We start from the raw sequence: 16,767 nt of genomic DNA, 5'->3' as shown, positions 1-16,767 counted from the left end.
ATTCACGCGGGAGTCCTATTTGGACATCAATCGCCACGGCTGCGCACCGGCTCGACCCAGCTGCGCGAAATGCGCGCTCAGTCCTCTCGATCCGCGTCCGGCGCGGTGCTCGCGTAGAAGGCCCAGGCCCGCCCCTCGCGGTTGAACAGGAACCACAGCACGGCGATCGCCGGCACCGCGATCACCAACGCGATCAGCGGTTGCCCGGACGGCCCGAACGCGTACCACGCGGTACCCAGCAACAGCAGCTGCAACAGCAGGGCCGGAGTGCGCGCCCAGTGCTTGCCCTTCCACAGTCCGATGCCCGCGGCCAGCACTCCGGCGGCCAGCAGCGCGTAGTACCCGGCTTCGCCGTAGGTTTCACCGCGCTCCAGTTGCCCCACCCCGCCGAGGTCGCTGGCGGTGCTGCGGACCAGCAGCGCCACGACGAAGATCAGTCCGGCCACCGCCTGCAACGTGGTCAGGGCACCCGCGATTCGCACGGTGCGCGGGACAACTTCGGTCGACACGGTCGCTGTCGCCTTTCCTGGAACGGACTTCGTGACTCTGCGTATGCGCTTTCGATGGTAATACCGCCCGAACGCCGCATGGCTGCGACCAGGGTCACGCGCAATGATCGACTCATGGCTAAAGCGGCGGTCGGGGGCATCGGGGTGTCCTTGCGGTCCGTCGTGTGCTCGGCCAGCACCGGTGGACGACGATCGGATGCGCTCCGGGGTTGCGCATCCGAAGTCCACCGGAACCCGGTGGCGGTCAACGGCATGGCGCACCCCTTCCTGGTGTCTCAGCCTGCCGACCCCACCTCGGTCGGGCACGTCGGCCCTTCCCTGTGCGGCGCACCGCGAAGGGGGGAGCTCCGGGAGAACTGAACTCGCGGTCCGACACCGCCGAGCACCGGAGGGTGCATCGGGTCGCATCGGCCTCGCCTAGGCTTCGGGTTGTGCGCGCCGTACTCGTCGTCAACCCGCAGGCGACGTCCACCACCGCGGCTGGCCGGGATGTGATCGCTCATGCGCTGGCCAGCGAGCTGAAGTTGGACGTCGTTGAAACGCAGCACTGGGGCCACGCCTCCGACACCGCGCGAGCGGCCGTCGAGGACGGTGTCGACCTGGTGATCGCGCACGGCGGCGACGGCACGGTGAACCAGGTGGTCAACGGCATGTTCTCGGCCGCCGAGGCGGGCGAGAAGTCGATGCCGACGCTGGGCGTGGTGCCCGGCGGTTCCGCGAACGTGTTCGCCCGCGCGCTCGGTCTGCCCAAGGACCCGGTCGAGGCCACCCACCGGTTGTTGCGGGCGGTGGCGGACGGCAGTGGCCGATGGGTCGGTCTCGGCAAGGCCAACGACCGCTGGTTCACCTTCAACGCCGGTGTCGGCTGGGACGCCGAGGTCGTCGCCGAGGTCGAGCGGCAACGCTCCCGTGGCCGGAACGTGACTCCCGCCCTCTACGCGCGCACCGCACTGAGCTGCTACTTCCACATGGCGCACCGCGAGCCGTTGGTCAGCTTGCAAATTGGTGACGAAAAACAAATAAGTCGACTACACAGCGTGTTCGTTTCGAACACCGATCCGTGGACGTACCTCGGCTCCCGGCCGGTCCGCATGAGCCTCGACACCAGCTTCGATACCGGACTGGGCGTCTTCGCATTGCATGACATGCATGCTTACCCTGTGTTACAACATGTAGCGCAGATGCTACGCGGTAGAGCGAAACCACACACAAGGAACTCAATTCAGCGTGCAGACGTGGGGTATCTCCGCGTAACCTGTACGGAGCCGTTGCGCCTGCAGGTCGACGGCGATTGCTTGGGCGAGCGTTCGGAGATCGAGTTCTTCTCCGTCCCGGATGCTCTCCGCGTCGCTGTATAACCTTCTCGTAACGGATGAACGTCGTTGTTGGCTCGCGACCCCCGTCTGCGACCGATGACACACCGAAACCCCTGGTCAAGTCCTATCGATCTTTCAGGTGAGTTCTCTCACCACGCGAGATCGAACTCTTGACATCGCGGCAGTTCGTGAAAGCATTCACAAGCACACGGACTCCGTGAAAGCATTCACAAACACCCCGAACGAAACGAGCGGCGCGCGTGGGCGCGCCTAGCGAGGAGCAAGGAACGATGGACTGGCGCCACCGTGCGGTTTGCCGTGACGAGGACCCGGAGCTGTTCTTCCCCGTTGGGAACAGCGGTCCTGCTGTGCTGCAGATCGCCGAGGCGAAGGCCGTTTGCCGCCGTTGTCCCGTCGCCTCCGAGTGCCTGGCCTGGGCACTGGAGAGCGGGCAGGACGCTGGCGTCTGGGGCGGTATGAGCGAAGACGAGCGGCGCGCGCTCAAGCGGCGCAACGCTCGCACCCGGGCTCGCACCAACGTCTGAGACGTATAGCCCGCTGAAAACGTGCCGGTTCGGTCACACCCCCGGTGGCCGACCGCACGTTTTCGCCCCGGTCGAACGAAACGGCCATCGCACCCGACAATTCCACAAGCCCCGACGAGACCCCGGCCGATCCGCGTCGATGTCGGCCCCGGCAGGACCCGTCAAGTTCTCGACTTCGATGAGCTGACGGCCCCGGGATTTCCGACCCGATCGGCCGCGGCACGCCACCCGACCGGCGTGTCACCACTAGATCGACGCACCAGTGCGGCGCCCGACCAACGGGCCGATGTCAGCGCCGGTACTTCAGAGGCACCCGCAACACCGCCTCGGTCCCGCGTTGCCGACCGCGACCGCGCAAGCTCAACGATCCTCGGAGTTCTGATTCCACGAGGGTCCGCACGATCTGCAGGCCGAGGCGTTCGGCGCGTTCGAGGGAGAATCCCTTCGGCAGGCCGCGACCGTCATCGGAGATGACGACGTCCAGCCAACGCGCCGAACGCTCCGCCTGCACAACCACTTCACCGCCTTGCCCTTCCGGGAAGGCGTGTTCGAACGCATTCTGCACCAGCTCGGTTAGCACCATCACCAACGGCGTGGCCAGCTCGGCCGACACCACCCCGAACCGTCCCTCGCGGCGTACCTTCACGCCGGTCTCCGCGGCAGCGACATCGCTCATCATCGGGATCACGCGGTCGACCACGTCGTCCAGGTCCACCCGCTCGTCCACCGACATCGACAGCGTCTCGTGCACCAACGCGATCGACGTCACGCGGCGAACCGACTCGTCCAATGCGAGCCGCGCCTCGTTGTTCCCGGTGCGCCGTGCCTGCAACCGCAGCAGCGCGGCCACCGTTTGCAGGTTGTTCTTCACCCGGTGATGGATCTCGCGGATCGTCGCGTCCTTCGACAGCAACGCACGATCCCGGCGCTTGACCTCGGTGACGTCGCGCACCAGCACCAACGCACCCGCCGCCTGCCCGCGTGGCCGCAGCGGCAGCGCCCGGAACAGCACGGTCGCGCCGCGGGCCTCGGCTTCGATGCGCATGCTGGGTTGACCGCTCAACGCCCGCCGGGTGCGTTGCGCGACCTCGTCTGCGTCGAACGGGTCGTTGAGCAGCGACCGGGTCAGCGGCGCCAGCTGCGCCCCGACCAGGTCCGCCGCATGCCCCATCCGGTGGTAGGCCGACAGCGCGTTGGGGCTGGCGAACACCACCGTCCCGGAGCTGTCCAGGCGGATCAGTCCGTCACCGGCCCGCGGACTGGTGTGCACATCAGGCGCCGGCTCCGGTGTCGGGAAGGAACCGTCGGCGACCATCTGGCACAGATCGGCAGCACTGCCCAGGTAGGAGATCTCCAGCGGGCTCGGCACCCGAGGCACGGCGAGGTTGGTGTCCCTGCTGAGCACCGCGACGATCTCGTCTCCCAGCCGAACCGGAATGGTCTCGCGCCGCACCGGGACCCCCAGGTGCCAGCGCGGGTCCTCCTCTCGGCAGATCCGGCCTTCCAGCGCGGCGCGGCGCAGCTGCGGGTGTTCGTCCTGGGTGACCTCGGAGCTGACCACATCTTCCGGGTGAGCCGTGGGCGCCGTCGTGGGCCTCGCCTGCGCCACGCACAGGAAGCGGCTCTCCGGCGCATCCTGCGGGCCGATCGGAACCCAGAGCAGGAAATCGGCGAAGGACAGGTCGGACAGCAGCTGCCACTCTGCGACCACGAGTTGCAGGTGGTCGGCGGCCGTGCCGGATAGTCCGGTGTGCTCGGCGAGCAGATCGCTCAGCGTGGACAAGGTCCACCTCTCGGGGTCACAGCGGTCGCGCTCATTCGACGACCGCGATCAGATCGCCTTCCTGGACCACATCGCCTGGCTTGACCGCCACCGTGCTGATCGTGCCGGCCACTTCGCTGAGCACCGGGATCTCCATCTTCATGGATTCCAACAGCACCAGCGAGTCGCCGTCGTTGACCGAGTCGCCCTCGGTGACCGACACCGTCATCACGTTGGCGACCATCTCGGCGCGGATCTCCTCGGCCATGCTCTCCTCCTCGTGCGGACCCGGTAGGCCCCTGCTTAGGAAACCACGACCGGAACCACCCATCAGCGGCAGGTAGCGGACATGTCAAACTGGAAGCTCGAAACCCCAGCGGAGACCGGGTGGTCACGATGCCCACCTCGCGTCGCCGGACTGGTCGAACAGCTGAACTTGAGGGAGAGGCCATGGGTAAGCGGGGCCGCAAGAAGAAGGACCGGCGCAAGAACAAGGCCAACCACGGCAAGCGCCCCAACGGCTCGTGAACGCGGCGGCACCAGCCGTCCAAAACTCGAATGGCCCCGGACCACATCGGTCCGGGGCCATTCGTCGTACTGCGGTCATTCCGCCGAAGCTCGTTTCGCCCGTACCTCCACCGAGGTCCCTTCCGGGCCACGCTCGACGGTCACGTCCGCTTTGCGCAATACAGCCTCGCGAATCGAGGCCCGGAGCCGATCCTTCAGCTCCGTCGGGGCGTGCTCACCGCTGCACTTGCGGTGCAGCAACGCCTTGATGTGCTCTTCGATACCGAAGTGTTCCAGGCAGCTCCCGCAACCGTCGAGATGCTGTTGCACGGCAGCGCGCCGTTGCTGGTCGCACTCGTTGTCCAGGAACAACCACACCTCGGCGAGCACGTCCTCGCAGGAGGCCTCATCCGGCCCACCGCAGTTCATGAAGTGCTCACCTCCCGCCTGGTCTCCCGCAAGAAGCCGCGATCACGGGCGACGTCGGTGAGCATCTCACGCAGTTGCCGACGACCACGGTGCAGCCTCGACATAACCGTGCCGATCGGCGTGCCCATGATCTCGGCGATCTCCTTGTACGCGAAGCCTTCCACGTCCGCGAGGTAGACCACCATGCGGAACTCTTCCGCCAGCTGCTGCAGCGCTGCCTTCACATCGGTATCCGGCAACCGGTCCAAGGCCTCGACCTCAGCCGATCGCAGGCCGCTGGAGGTGTGGTTCTCGGCCTGCGCGAGCTGCCAGTCGGCGATTTCGTCGGTTGGCTGCTGCTGCGGCTGCCGCTGCCGCTTGCGGTAACCGTTGATGTACGTGTTGGTCAGAATCCGGTACAGCCAGGCCTTGAGGTTCGTGCCCTGCGCGAACGACTTGAACGCGGAGAACGCCTTGAGATAGGTCTCCTGGACCAGGTCCTCGGCATCCTGTGCGTTGCGGGTCATCCGCAACGCCGCGCCGTAGAGCTGGTCCAGCAGCGGCATCGCGTCCGTTTCGAAGCGGGCCGCGCGCTGCTCGTCGGTCTCCTCGGTGCGGTCGACGCCGGTGGAGTCGGTCGGCCGCTCAGTGTCGGCAGTGCTGACCCGCCCGGCGTCGCCGGGCCGCCCGGTTGTGTCCGGGTGCTCTGGGGTGCTTGGCACCGGGCTCCTTTCCCGCCGCCTGGACGAAGTAACAACAGGCGACGAACCCATGCGATCTTTTGCATGGTCCACGTTCGAGGATACCCTTGCCTTCCTGCTATTACCGTGCGGTGACAGCGGCGAAGGCTCGGGTGGAGCCAGCACGCAGGTATTCGTCATATCCATCGTCACGATCCGTCCAACGCGATCCGCGTCGACAGTTATTCCGGCCTTCTAAAGTGACGCGTATGGCAGGCAAGGGCACCCCGGCGACCGCGCTGTTGAGCAAGCGACGCGTCCCGCACCAGGTCCACGCGTACGAGCACGATCCGCGGGCCGATTCGTACGGATTGGAAGCGGCCGAGGCTCTCGGGCAGCCGCCGGAGCGGGTCTTCAAGACGCTGGTTGCCGAGGTCGACGGAAAACTCGCCGTCGGCGTGGTCCCGGTCACCGGTCAACTCGATCTCAAAGCGCTCGCGGCAGCCGTCGGCGGGAAGAAGGCGAGGATGGCCGAGATCGCCGATGCCGAACGCGCCACCGGTTACGTCGCGGGCGGGATCTCGCCGCTCGGTCAGAAGAAACGCCTGCCGGTGGTGATCGACACGTCGGCGACCGGATTCGACACGATCTATTGCAGTGCGGGGCGCCGAGGCCTGGAAATCGAGCTCGCGGCCGACGAGCTGGTACGCCTGCTCGACGCCCGCGTCGCCGACATCGCTGGCTGACCGATCGGCGACCACTGACGACGCAGCTGGACCGCTGCTTCCAACTGGGCGCACCGCGGCCCGAACGAACCGACGACCTCGGCAGCGACGACTCGGGGGCGAAGCGGTGCGCGGCCCAAGTTCGGGCGGACACGTCGATCGGATGCCCGACGCTTCGGCTCCCGGCACAGCCGGAAGAACAAACCCGAGGCGACCTCCCGCCTCAGCGCCATCCCACCGCTGCGGTAGCAAGGTGACAGGAAGGTTCCCTTGCTCACACCGCTCGGCGTGTGCACGGTCACGGAAGTGACAGGAACGTTCCCTTGCTTCCGTGCTGCCTGACGATGCGGCTGGGTTTTGACAGGAAGGTTCCCTTGCTGCCTGGCTCGCTGCGTGCGGTGACAGGAAGGTTCCCTTGCTCGCATCGGGCGTTGGAGGGCGAGGCCGTCGCTGGTTGTCGAGGTGTCGCCGAAGGCGATGCACGGTGGCCGTGCCGCACCACCGGCCGATTCGGTAACGACTGTGGTCGACGAGCGGCTCAAGAGATCTTGGTGCGATGGGCAATCGAGAGGCGGGCGCGTTCTGGTCCTCGAAGCACGGCGGACGGGCGCGATCCAGGCATTGATGAACGCGCTGAGGATCAACCGAGACGATTCTCGGCAGGTTCGCTGGCTAGTCGATGAGGCGGAGGACCCGGCCGAGCCATTCCTGCGCGGCGCGGAAGACGGCGTCGACGTCCGCCTTCAGCGAGTGGTCGCCGGGCACCAGCACCACCTCGCGGTTGTGCGACGGCTCGGGTTGCCCGAAGGCATCCCGGTCGCCTTGCACCACCAGCACCGGGGCTTCCACTCCGTCGAGCTCCGCGAGCCTCGACTTCTCCGGCTTGCCGGGTGGATGCACCGGGAAGGCCAGGCACAGCACTGCCGAGGCCGCGCCCGCCTCCGCGGTGCGGCAGGCCACCCGCGCACCGGACGACCTGCCGCCGAAGATCAACGGCAGATCGGTGAACCAGCGTTCGCCGAGGTCCTCCACGATCGCGAGCCAGGCGGCGTCGAGCTGCTTGGCCGGGGCGGGTGCCTTGCGGCCCGCCACCCGGTAGGGCTGTTCGATCAGCGCCACGTGCACTCCGCTTTCGGTCGCGGCACGGGTGACCGCGACCAGATCGGGTGCGGCAATGCCACCGCCCGCGCCGTGCCCGAGCAACAAAGCGGCTCGGCCCTCCTCGGCGCAGTGCAGTTCGGCCCTGGCCGGGCCGTGCGGCGTCTCGACCTCGACCCTGGTCATGATTCGAACAGTGCGGCTTGCTCGGCTGGTTCGGGCACCGGCTCGGCCCGTTCCAGCAGTTCCGGACGGTTGTTGCGCATGCTGTTCACCTCGATGGAGACGGGGTGGATCGCCAGTTCGTCGAGCACCTCCGGTTCGGGCATAAGCAAGTCGGTGATCTCACAGCGTTGCGGGTCGAGCCAGTCTGCCCAGCGGTGCTCCGATAACACCAGCGGCATGCGGTGGTGGATGCCAGCCAGTTCCCCAGCGGCATCGGTGGTGACCACCGCACAGGTCACCAGTGGCTGATCGGTGGAATCCGGGGCCCACCACGCGGAGAACACCGCGGCCATCGCCAGGCTCGCACCGTCGGCTCGGGTGCACAGGTACGGTTGCCGCCGCTGGTCACCGGGCTGCCATTCGTACCAGCCGGTGGCGGGCATCAGGCAGCGTCGGCGCCGCGCCGAATCCGCGAATGCCGGTTTGGTGGTGATCGACTCGGCCCGCGCGTTGATCATCGGCGGGCCGCTGCCGACTTCCTTCGCCCAGGTCGGTACCAGACCCCAGCGCACCGGCCGCAAACTGCGTTCGGTGCCGCGCTGCACGATGATCGGCACCGTCTTGGTCGGCGTCACGTTGAAGTCCGCACCGACCGCCCCGGCCGTGCGGTCCGTTGCCGCGAATTCCTCGGCCAGTGCCGCCGGATCCTGTCGGATGGCGTACCGACCACACATCAGAACTCACCCCGGTTCGCCTGCGTCACGTCCGGCACCGACTCATGTCGCTTCCTGGTCCAAACCTACCGTCTGCGGTTGCTCGTCGAGCGACACGCGTTCGACGAGCTCAGCGCCGTTGTTGCGGACGCTGTTGACTGCGGTCGACACGGGCCGGATCTCCAGGCCGTCGACCAGCTCCCGCGGCGGCGGGCCGAGCAGGTCGGCGACGTCCGGGAGATCCGGGTCGAGCCACTGCTCCCACGCCGTCGGCGGCAGCAACAACGGCATCCTGTCGTGCACGTCGGTCAGCTGCCCGATCGCGTCGGTGGTCAGCACCGAGCAGGTCACCAGCGGTGGCGCGTCCTCGACCTGGGGATCGTGCCAGGTGGCGAAGATCCCGGCCATCGCCAGGCTGGAGCCGTCCGGGGAGGTCATGAAGAACGGTTGCTTGCGGCCGCCGTCGCGCTTCCACTCGTACCAGCCGTCGGCGGGCAGCAGGCACCGGTAGCGCTTGATCGAAGTGCGGAAGGCCGGTTTGGTGGTCACGGTCTCCGACTTGGCGTTGATCATCCGGTTGCCGATGGACTTGTCCTTGGCCCACATCGGCACCAGACCCCAGCGCATCACCCGGATGCTGCGTTCGGTTCGATCGAGGTCCCGCTCACCTGCCTCGTCGCGGGGGTGCCGCTGCACGACGCTGAGCACGCTCTTGGTCGGCGCGACGTTGAAGTCCGCGCCTGGGGCGGCCCCGCCGGTGGCGTCCAGCGCGGCGAACTCCGCCGCGAGCTTGCCGGGATCCTTCGTGGAGGCGTACCTGCCGCACATGCCTGGTTGACCTCCGTCGCCTCGCGGTACTTGCACGATTGGTTGACCTCATCCTGGCAGTCCGCATCGTCGCAGGCGAGCGGCATGGCCGGATTGCCCCCGCTGCTGAATTAGCCGGAGCGGGTGGGGGATCATTGCCTTATGACCCAGCTCTGGCCTGCTCCCGTCGCTTCCGGCGCAGTGCACGCGACCGTCTCGGTGCCCGGCTCGAAGTCCATCACCAACCGGGCTCTGGTACTCGCCACGCTCGCCGAAGGCCCATCGACGCTGCGTGCCCCGCTGCGCAGCAGGGACACCGAGCTCATGGCCGAGGCACTGCGCCGCCTGGGAGCAGCGGTGCAGGACGGACCGGACGGGTCGTGGCAGGTCACGCCGACCGCGTTGCACGGACCGGCCGAGATCGACTGCGGATTGGCTGGCACAGTGATGCGGTTCGTGCCGCCGGTCGCCGCGCTCGCCGTCGGCCGAATCGTTTTCGACGGCGACCCGCAGGCCCGCCAACGCCCGTTGGGCACGGTGCTCGACGCGCTGCGCGCGCTGGGAGCCGACATCGACGGCAACGCCCTGCCTTTCGAGGTGCGCGGCACCGGAAAGCTCGCTGGCGGTCCGGTCACCATCGACGCATCCGCCTCGTCGCAGTTCGTTTCCGGTCTGCTGCTCTCGGCCCCTCGGTTCGAGCAGGGCATCACGGTGCTGCACCAGGGCAAACCGGTGCCGTCGCTGCCGCACATCGACATGACGGTGTCGATGCTGCGCGCCGCCGGGGTCGATGTCGACGATCAGGAACCGAACACCTGGCGAGTGGCACCGGGCCCGATCCGCGCGCTGGACTTCGAGATCGAACCCGATCTGTCCAACGCCACCCCGTTCCTGGCCGCTGCGGCGGCGACCGGTGGCACCGTGACCGTGCCGGGCTGGCCAGCGCAGACCACGCAAGCAGGCGACGCCATCCGGGAAATCCTGAGTCAGATGGGTGCGAACGTGCAGCGCACCGCCGCGGGCCTGACCGTGACCGGCCCCGCTGAGCTCACCCCGATCGACATCGACCTGCACGACGTCGGGGAACTCACCCCGACCGTCTCGGCGCTGGCCGTGCTCGCACCCGGCCGCTCGCAATTGCGCGGCGTCGCCCACCTGCGCGGCCACGAAACCGACCGGCTCGCCGCGCTGCAGAACGAGCTCAACAAACTTGGTGGTGCGGTCGAGCAGACCGAAGACGGGCTGCTGATCGAGCCCCGACCGCTGACCGGCGGGACCTGGCATTCCTACGCCGACCACCGGATGGCCACGGCTGGTGCGATCCTCGGGCTGAAGGTGCCCGGCGTGGTCGTCGAGGACATCGCGACGACCGCCAAGACGATTCCCGACTTCCCAGGGATGTGGATGGCGATGCTTGAGGGTTCGGCGTGAGTCCGGAGGCGGCGGTCTGATGCGCAAGCGCGGCTGGCGGGATCTGGACGAGTCCGATGTGCGAGTGCGCCCCGGACGCCGGGGCACGCGGCCGCGCAGCAAACAGCGCCCCGAGCACGCGGATGCCGCGGCGGCGATGGTCGTCGCGGTCGACCGCGGTCGGTGGACCTGCGCGTTGGGCGGAAACCCGGACCGGCTGGTCACCGCCATGCGGGCGCGCGAGCTCGGCCGTTCGCCAGTGGTGGTCGGCGACCGTGTCGACCTGGTCGGCGACATCTCCGGCAAGCAGGACACGCTGGCCCGGATCGTGCGGGTCGCCGATCGCACCAGCGTGCTGCGGCGCACCGCCGACGACACCGATCCGTACGAACGGGTGGTGGTCGCCAACGCCGAGCAGCTGGTCATCGTGACCGCGCTGGCCGATCCACCGCCGCGCCCGGGTTTCATCGACCGCTGCCTGGTCGCGGCCTACGCGGGCGGGCTGACCCCGGTGCTGTGCCTGACCAAAGCCGATCTCGCCGATCCCGGCGAATGGATCGACACGTACTCCTCTTTGGACATGCCCATCACCATCACCAGGCCGGATGCCGAACCGGATGAGTTGCGCGCGCTGCTCACCGACCGGGTTTCCGCGCTGGTGGGGCATTCCGGGGTGGGAAAGTCCACGTTGGTCAACCGGCTGGTGCCCGCCGCCGAGCGGGCCACCGGTGAAGTCAGCGGGGTCGGCAAGGGCAGGCACACCTCGACCTCGGCGGTCGCCCTCCCGCTGCCCGGCCGGGGTTGGGTGGTGGACACCCCGGGGATCCGGTCGTTCGGTCTGGCGCACGTCACCGCGGACGACGTGATCGCCGCGTTCGAGGGGTTCGCCGAGGCGGCGGAGGAATGCCCGTCGAACTGCGGACATCTGGGCGGTTCCGACGATCCCGACTGCCACTTGGACACCTACGCGACCGACGGTGGCAGCGTCGAACAGCTCGTGTCGCTGCGCCGACTGCTGCGCTCGCGCGCTGGCCTAGACGAGGTCTGAACGGCGCTGCGCAGCACCCGGCAAGCCCCCAGCTTGCGGCCCCTGTACGCCACAGGCGACCTCGACACGATGTGACGCGCGAACCGAGCAAGGCTTTGAAACCGGCCTCCGGTTCGCATCGGCCGCGTCGGATCGCGGGGAATAGTCAGCACCCGGTCGCGACTTGGATCCGGACATGACAGACACATCATTCAACCCGCGCACACTGCTCGCGGAAAGTCGGCTCGGTGTCCTCGCAACGATCAAGTCGGACGGCCGCCCACAGCTTTCCCCCGTCATGCCCTTCTACGACCAGGAAGCTGGCGTCATCTACGTTTCGATGACCGAGGGACGAGCCAAGACGGCGAATCTGCGTCGGGACCCGCGAGCCGCACTGGAAGTCACCAGCCCCGAGGGCTGGTCTTGGGCCACCGCCGAGGGGACGGTGACGCTCACCGGGCCAGGAACCGACCCGAACGGTCCCGAGGTCGAAGCACTGGTCGGCTATTACCGCCGCGCCGCCGGGGAACACCCGGACTGGGACGAGTACCGGTCGGTGATGGTGTCCGACCGCAGGGTCCTGATGGCGATGGCGGTCGACCACGTGTACGGCGCCAAGATCCGCTGACCGCGCTCCGAAGCCCGCATGTCCAGATCCGTGCCAGGCGAGTGGGTAAGAGATCGGGCGGATTGGCGTGTGTGGCACTGGGGCTCGTGAGTAGTTGTTCCAGAACCGGGATTTCCACTCACGAGCACTGTCCGGCGGAGCAGCGACCGCAACGCGATTACCAACGTCGCGGTTGCTGCCCGCGAGCGCGAGCTGCGCGAAGGTCAGCGGCTGCGTGCGACAAACTGGGCTGCGGCCCGAGAGACTCGTTTCCCTCGAACGGGCCGCGATCGTCCCCTGTGGTCTCCGGACATCGTTGCTAGCGTGTCTCGGAGGTCGGCACGGCTCGCTTTTCTCGGGCATGCGGACCGATGTGCGGGCAACCGCACGAGCACAGTGCCGCCCCGGCCCGAGGAGCTCGCCCCCCATGCCACGAGCCCACATCAGGACTGCGGTGTTGTCCGCCGGTCTCGCCCTGCTCACCGCGCTAGGCGCTTGCAGCGCCGAAGGGCCTCCGCGACCCAGTGCGCTGATGGCCGCCCGCCCCGATCCGCGCCCCGCAGCCGATGACATGTTGTCGCAGGTCATCGACAAGATCAGCGAGCGGGGCAGCGTGCGGACCAGTGTGCGCGGAAGTCTCGGCCTGGTCGGTGAGCTGACGGCGGAAGGCGTCGTCCGCTACCAGGGACCGCAGGCCGATCTCGCGTTCGACGGCCGCACCCGGGCCACCAGGAACCAGCCGCCGCAGCGCCTGGAACTGTCTATCGTGGACCGCATCGGCTACCTGAAGACCCCGTTGGCGCGCCCGGAACCGGACAAGCCCTGGCTCAGGATCGCGCCCGACGGCACGGATTTCGGTTCCAGATTCCTAAGTCCCACATTGGACCAGTTGTACGAGGCAATCGACCCGCGTGCCGCTTTCACCGGAATCGAGCCAGCCACCCGCATCCAGGTCAGCGCACCCGACACCGTCGATGGCAGGCCGACCACCCGTTACGAGTTGCGGATCATCACCGCGCAGGCCGCCGCCATGGCCACAGACCCGCAGCAGCGGACCCGATTCCGCCAGGTCGCCAACTCCGGTGCGCCGGAAATCGGTTACCAGCTGTGGCTGGACGAATCCGGCCTGCCCGCACGGTTCGCCGCCAGCCAGGAAATCGGTCAGGCCGGACACGTGTCGTTGACCTCGACCTATCGCGATTGGGGAGCTCCCGTCGAGATCCGCGTCCCGCCGATCGGACAGATCGGCGTTTTCCACGACGCCGCACCAAAAGCCCAACAGCCACCACCCTGACCGCGGCTCGCAACCGCCACGCAGGTTCACACGATGAGGGCGAGGTGAAGGGCACCTTTTACCAAGTTACTTGGCGAAAGGTGCCCTTCACCCTTCACCCGGCCGGAGAACGGGGTGCTGCTCGGTGTGGCGTGTGGGGGAGTTCGAGGACCGGCCAGCGTCGGGGGCGGTGGTACGTGGTTCGCTACATCAGTTCCAGTAAGAACGGGACTTCCTGCGGTGCGTACCAGGCCAGTTCGTGGTCTTCGGCTTCGCCGAGGGTGAAGTCGGCATCCGGGTCGCCGAGATCGGCTGCATCGATGACTTCGGACGCCGCGCGCACCGCCTCCTCGGCGTCCGTGGTATCCACGTGCACCGCCGCGACCTGCTGCCACTGCACCGGTCCGGACACCTTCACCACCGCATGATCAAGATCCGGCCGCAGCGTCACGTCGTCGACATCGACGGAGATCACCACCCGCCGAAGCTCCACCTTCTCACCAGCACCGAGGTCACCGGCGATCAGCCGCAGCGACGCGCGGGTGGCCTCCCGCATCGCCGCGTACTCCAGCTCTTCGGTGTCGCCGCTGGCATAGGACTCGCGTAGCGAAGGGGTCAACGCGAACGCGGTCCCGCCCAACGGCTGCAGCTGCTTGTCATCCACCAGTTGCCTCAGCATCGGCACCGTGGCGGGCAGGTAAACCCTCATGCGTCGACCGTCCCGATCATCTCGTCCACTGCTTCTCCGATCATCGCCGCCAACACGTCCACATCGGGCATCGCATCCCGATCTGCGTTCAACCCGAAGTACACGCCGCCGTCGTAGGAGGTCACGCCGACCGACAACGACTGGTTCTTGGCCAACGGCACCACCGGGAACATCTCCATCATCCTCGCTCCCGCCGCGTACAACGGCACCTGCGGTCCGGGCACATTGGTCACCAGCACGTTGAACAGCCGATCGGAGAACTGGTTGGCGACCCGCGCGCCCAATGCGTGCAGGGTCGGCGGCGCGAACCCGGACACCTTGACCAGGGCACCTGCCGCCACCGACTGACCCGACTCCGCGTGCGCGCGCATCGCGTGGCTGACCTGGTGCAGCCGGACCGTGGGGTTTCCTTCGCCAACCGGCAGGTCCACCAGATATGCCGACACCTTGTTGCCGACCGAGCCGACCGGCAGGCTGCCGGTCTCCGGATAGGTCGCCCGCGCCTCCGCGTCATCGGAGCGAACCGATACCGGCACCATCGCGCGCACGGTCGTCGACGGCGTCACCACCTCACCCCGGGACAGCAGCCAGTTCCGCAGCGCGCCGGTCACCACGGCCAGCACCACATCGTTGACCGTGCTGCCGTGCGCCCGCCGGACGGCGCGGAGATCGTCGAGCTTGGCCCGCGCGACCGCGAAACGGCGTTGCGTCGAGGTCGGCGCGTTCAGCGGCCCGCTAGGCGCCGGAACCACCGCGGTGCGCAGCACCGACGCGACACCGCCGAGCGCCCGGGAGAACTTCTGCACCGTCACCGTCGCGTCCACCACCGCCGCCCGAACGTTCTCCATCACCTCACCCGGCCGTTGCACAGCGTCGGTCATCGCCTCCACCACCAGCTCCGCCAAGCTCGGTGCCGGGCGCGGCATCCACAGGTCGTCGGCATCCGGGACGTCGCAATCGCGCTTCACATCCAGGATCACCTGCCCGATGTCGATCGCCCCTGTGCCGTCCACCATCGCCTGGTGCGTCTTGGTAATCACCGCGACGCGGTTCTTGGACAACCCCTCGACCAGGTAGATCTCCCACAGCGGCCGGGTGTGGTCGAGCTTGCGCGACATCAGCCGGGCTGCCAGGTCGTGCAGCTGGTCATCGTTGCCGGGCTTGGGCAGCGCCGACCGGCGCACGTGGTAGGTGATGTCGAAATCCTGATCGTCCACCCACACCGGGCGGGCCAGCTTTCCGGGCACCTGCATCACCCGCTGCCGGTAGCGCGGCACCAAGCCCAGCCGACGGTCGATCAACGCCAGCACCTTGTCGTAGTCGAACCCGGTGCGCGGGCGCCGGAACACCGCGACGCCGCCGACGTGCATCGGCGTCGTGTAGTCCTCCAGGTACAGGAAGGAAGCGTCGGCTGCGGAAAGACGGTCGGACATGACCGCGATCCTGGCACACAACCCGCACGATCCCGAGGCATTCCAGTCGAGGCGCGCTGGGCGGCACATGTGACACTTGACAGCGTGACCAGCGAAGCCTCCCCGAAAGATCGATTCGTCACCATCTACGGTCGAAAGCCCGTGCTGGAGGCATTGGCCGACTACGACCTGCGGGTGGACAAGGTGATCCTCGCCGAGGGGCTGCGCGGACCGATCATCGACGAGATCAAGGACGCCGCCGCGGACCGCGCCGTGCGGGTCCAACGAGCCAGCGCGCACCGGGTGAAGATGCTGGCCGGGAACGGACGGCACGACCAAGGCGTGCTGGCCGACGTGGTTGCGCGCAAGATGCGCCCGCTCGCGGACGCTCTGGCAGACCCCGCACACGCACCCCACACCGTGCTGCTGCTCGACGGTCTGACGACACCTGCGAACGTCGGCATGATCCTGCGCACCGCAACGGCGGCGGGAATCGATGGCATCGTCGTGCCGCATCGCGGCGTTGCCAGCCTCGATCCGCTGGTCATCAAAGCCTCGGCGGGGGTGGCGTTCCACGCCCCGGTGCTGCGGACCAGGACCGCAGGTGAAGCTGCGGAAATGCTGAGCGAAGCGGGTTATCCGTTGTTCGCGTTGGATGCCGATGCCGCGGAGAGCATCTTCGACGCGGACTTCGGGTCGCGCGCGGTGTTCGTCCTCGGCAGCGAGACCGCAGGGCTTTCCGAAGACGTCCAGGCCCACATCGCGCAGCCGCTGTCCATTCCGATGGCAGGCGGCGTGGAGTCGCTCAACGTCGCCAGCGCCGCAGCGGTGCTGTGCTTCGAACTGCTTCGACGCAAACTGGCCTGAGAGATAGGCGGGCCGATCTGGCCCGCCTATTCTAAATTTTCGGAAATTCTCGATCTTAAATGCAAGCAAAAGGGGGGCTTCTTGTTCCGTTGCCGGAACAGGAAGCCCCTCCTTTTTGTGTTGTGTGTCGGTGGTGCCTTACTCTCCCACACCCTGTCGAGTGCAGTACCATCAGCGCTGGGGAACTTAGCTACCGGGTTCGGAATGGGACCGGGCGTACCCTCCCC

General features: G+C 67.7%; 19 protein-coding genes and 1 rRNA gene. 9 read left to right on the top strand and 11 right to left on the bottom strand.

Annotated elements, in window-relative coordinates; translation table 11 throughout:
- Window positions 1–77: 77 nt before the first annotated feature.
- Window positions 78–509, bottom strand: coding sequence for a hypothetical protein (locus tag ACTWQN_RS31285; protein WP_443207219.1), 432 nt, complete (start codon window positions 507–509; stop codon window positions 78–80).
- A 431-nt stretch (window positions 510–940) separates the two neighbouring features.
- Between ACTWQN_RS31285 and ACTWQN_RS31280 the strand changes: the two genes are divergently transcribed.
- Together ACTWQN_RS31280 and ACTWQN_RS31275 are read left to right on the top strand one after the other, a co-directional pair.
- Entirely contained in the window at window positions 941–1,867 is a 927-nt protein-coding gene (locus ACTWQN_RS31280; RefSeq protein ID WP_443207218.1) for a diacylglycerol/lipid kinase family protein, read from the top strand.
- A gap of 248 nt (window positions 1,868–2,115) precedes the next feature.
- Window positions 2,116–2,370 (top strand): WhiB family transcriptional regulator, encoded by a 255-nt coding sequence (locus ACTWQN_RS31275; RefSeq protein ID WP_443207217.1) that lies wholly within the window; start codon window positions 2,116–2,118, stop codon window positions 2,368–2,370.
- Between the two features lie 289 nt (window positions 2,371–2,659).
- Here ACTWQN_RS31275 and ACTWQN_RS31270 read toward each other — a convergent pair whose 3' ends face one another.
- The gene (locus tag ACTWQN_RS31270; RefSeq protein ID WP_443207216.1) at window positions 2,660–4,153 is read right to left on the bottom strand and encodes a histidine kinase N-terminal domain-containing protein; all 1,494 of its coding nucleotides are present in this window, start codon (window positions 4,151–4,153) and stop codon (window positions 2,660–2,662) included.
- Window positions 4,154–4,184: 31 nt separating this feature from the next.
- On the bottom strand, window positions 4,185–4,400 hold the full coding sequence (locus tag ACTWQN_RS31265; RefSeq protein WP_443207215.1) for a biotin/lipoyl-binding carrier protein: 216 nt from the start codon (window positions 4,398–4,400) through the stop codon (window positions 4,185–4,187).
- A 182-nt stretch (window positions 4,401–4,582) separates the two neighbouring features.
- On the opposite strand from ACTWQN_RS31265, the gene ACTWQN_RS31260 reads away from it, so the two are divergent.
- Window positions 4,583–4,660 (top strand): 50S ribosomal protein bL37, encoded by a 78-nt coding sequence (locus ACTWQN_RS31260; RefSeq protein WP_143061296.1) that lies wholly within the window; start codon window positions 4,583–4,585, stop codon window positions 4,658–4,660.
- A 75-nt stretch (window positions 4,661–4,735) separates the two neighbouring features.
- On the opposite strand, the gene rsrA is transcribed toward ACTWQN_RS31260, so the two are convergent.
- Both rsrA and ACTWQN_RS31250 read right to left on the bottom strand, forming a co-directional pair.
- On the bottom strand, window positions 4,736–5,068 hold the full coding sequence (rsrA, locus tag ACTWQN_RS31255; RefSeq protein ID WP_443207214.1) for a mycothiol system anti-sigma-R factor: 333 nt from the start codon (window positions 5,066–5,068) through the stop codon (window positions 4,736–4,738).
- On the bottom strand, window positions 5,065–5,769 hold the full coding sequence (locus ACTWQN_RS31250; protein ID WP_443207213.1) for a sigma-70 family RNA polymerase sigma factor: 705 nt from the start codon (window positions 5,767–5,769) through the stop codon (window positions 5,065–5,067). Before ACTWQN_RS31250 ends, rsrA begins: the two co-directional genes overlap by 4 nt.
- Before the next feature lie 227 nt (window positions 5,770–5,996).
- Between ACTWQN_RS31250 and ybaK the strand changes: the two genes are divergently transcribed.
- Window positions 5,997–6,473, top strand: coding sequence for a Cys-tRNA(Pro) deacylase (ybaK, locus tag ACTWQN_RS31245; RefSeq protein WP_443207212.1), 477 nt, complete (start codon window positions 5,997–5,999; stop codon window positions 6,471–6,473).
- 651 nt (window positions 6,474–7,124) lie between these two features.
- Here the strand turns inward: ybaK and ACTWQN_RS31240 are convergent.
- The 3 genes from ACTWQN_RS31240 to ACTWQN_RS31230 are packed head-to-tail and all read right to left on the bottom strand — an operon-like array spanning window position 7,125 to window position 9,256.
- Entirely contained in the window at window positions 7,125–7,736 is a 612-nt protein-coding gene (locus ACTWQN_RS31240; protein ID WP_443207211.1) for an alpha/beta hydrolase family protein, read from the bottom strand.
- Entirely contained in the window at window positions 7,733–8,449 is a 717-nt protein-coding gene (locus ACTWQN_RS31235; protein ID WP_443207210.1) for an SOS response-associated peptidase, read from the bottom strand. Before ACTWQN_RS31235 ends, ACTWQN_RS31240 begins: the two co-directional genes overlap by 4 nt.
- Window positions 8,450–8,491: 42 nt before the next feature.
- Window positions 8,492–9,256 carry an SOS response-associated peptidase gene (locus tag ACTWQN_RS31230; RefSeq protein WP_443207209.1) on the bottom strand — a complete coding sequence of 255 codons (765 nt, stop codon included), beginning with the start codon at window positions 9,254–9,256 and terminating at the stop codon, window positions 8,492–8,494.
- Window positions 9,257–9,397: 141 nt separating this feature from the next.
- Between ACTWQN_RS31230 and aroA the strand changes: the two genes are divergently transcribed.
- The 4 genes from aroA to ACTWQN_RS31210 all read left to right on the top strand — a co-directional run bounded on the left by aroA (window position 9,398) and on the right by ACTWQN_RS31210 (window position 13,573).
- Window positions 9,398–10,666: a 3-phosphoshikimate 1-carboxyvinyltransferase gene (gene aroA, locus ACTWQN_RS31225; protein ID WP_443207208.1), complete on the top strand. Its 1,269-nt coding sequence runs from the start codon at window positions 9,398–9,400 to the stop codon at window positions 10,664–10,666.
- A gap of 19 nt (window positions 10,667–10,685) precedes the next feature.
- Complete coding sequence (gene rsgA, locus ACTWQN_RS31220; RefSeq protein WP_443207207.1) at window positions 10,686–11,693, top strand: ribosome small subunit-dependent GTPase A; 1,008 nt, start codon at window positions 10,686–10,688, stop codon at window positions 11,691–11,693.
- Window positions 11,694–11,868: 175 nt separating this feature from the next.
- Window positions 11,869–12,300 carry a PPOX class F420-dependent oxidoreductase gene (locus tag ACTWQN_RS31215; RefSeq protein WP_443207206.1) on the top strand — a complete coding sequence of 144 codons (432 nt, stop codon included), beginning with the start codon at window positions 11,869–11,871 and terminating at the stop codon, window positions 12,298–12,300.
- A 406-nt stretch (window positions 12,301–12,706) separates the two neighbouring features.
- Window positions 12,707–13,573 carry an SCO4651 family lipoprotein gene (locus tag ACTWQN_RS31210; protein WP_443207205.1) on the top strand — a complete coding sequence of 289 codons (867 nt, stop codon included), beginning with the start codon at window positions 12,707–12,709 and terminating at the stop codon, window positions 13,571–13,573.
- 184 nt (window positions 13,574–13,757) lie between these two features.
- Here ACTWQN_RS31210 and ACTWQN_RS31205 read toward each other — a convergent pair whose 3' ends face one another.
- Both ACTWQN_RS31205 and ACTWQN_RS31200 read right to left on the bottom strand, forming a co-directional pair.
- Window positions 13,758–14,261, bottom strand: coding sequence for a DUF6912 family protein (locus ACTWQN_RS31205; protein WP_443207204.1), 504 nt, complete (start codon window positions 14,259–14,261; stop codon window positions 13,758–13,760).
- Window positions 14,258–15,694 (bottom strand): WS/DGAT/MGAT family O-acyltransferase, encoded by a 1,437-nt coding sequence (locus ACTWQN_RS31200; RefSeq protein ID WP_443207203.1) that lies wholly within the window; start codon window positions 15,692–15,694, stop codon window positions 14,258–14,260. The genes ACTWQN_RS31205 and ACTWQN_RS31200 overlap by 4 nt, the downstream gene beginning before the upstream one ends.
- A gap of 84 nt (window positions 15,695–15,778) precedes the next feature.
- Here ACTWQN_RS31200 and ACTWQN_RS31195 point away from each other — a divergent pair, with 84 nt between their 5' ends.
- Window positions 15,779–16,540, top strand: a complete 762-nt coding sequence (locus tag ACTWQN_RS31195; protein WP_443207202.1) for a TrmH family RNA methyltransferase — start codon at window positions 15,779–15,781, stop codon at window positions 16,538–16,540.
- A 125-nt stretch (window positions 16,541–16,665) separates the two neighbouring features.
- On the opposite strand, the gene rrf is transcribed toward ACTWQN_RS31195, so the two are convergent.
- A 5S ribosomal RNA gene (rrf, locus tag ACTWQN_RS31190) occupies window positions 16,666–16,767 on the bottom strand; the annotation flags it as partial.

Origin of the sequence: Saccharopolyspora antiqui (assembly GCF_052246905.1) — a bacterium.
Classification (GTDB): domain Bacteria; phylum Actinomycetota; class Actinomycetes; order Mycobacteriales; family Pseudonocardiaceae; genus Saccharopolyspora.
Note: the sequence above shows the minus strand (reverse complement) of the source record. Positions and strands in the feature narration are given on the sequence as shown.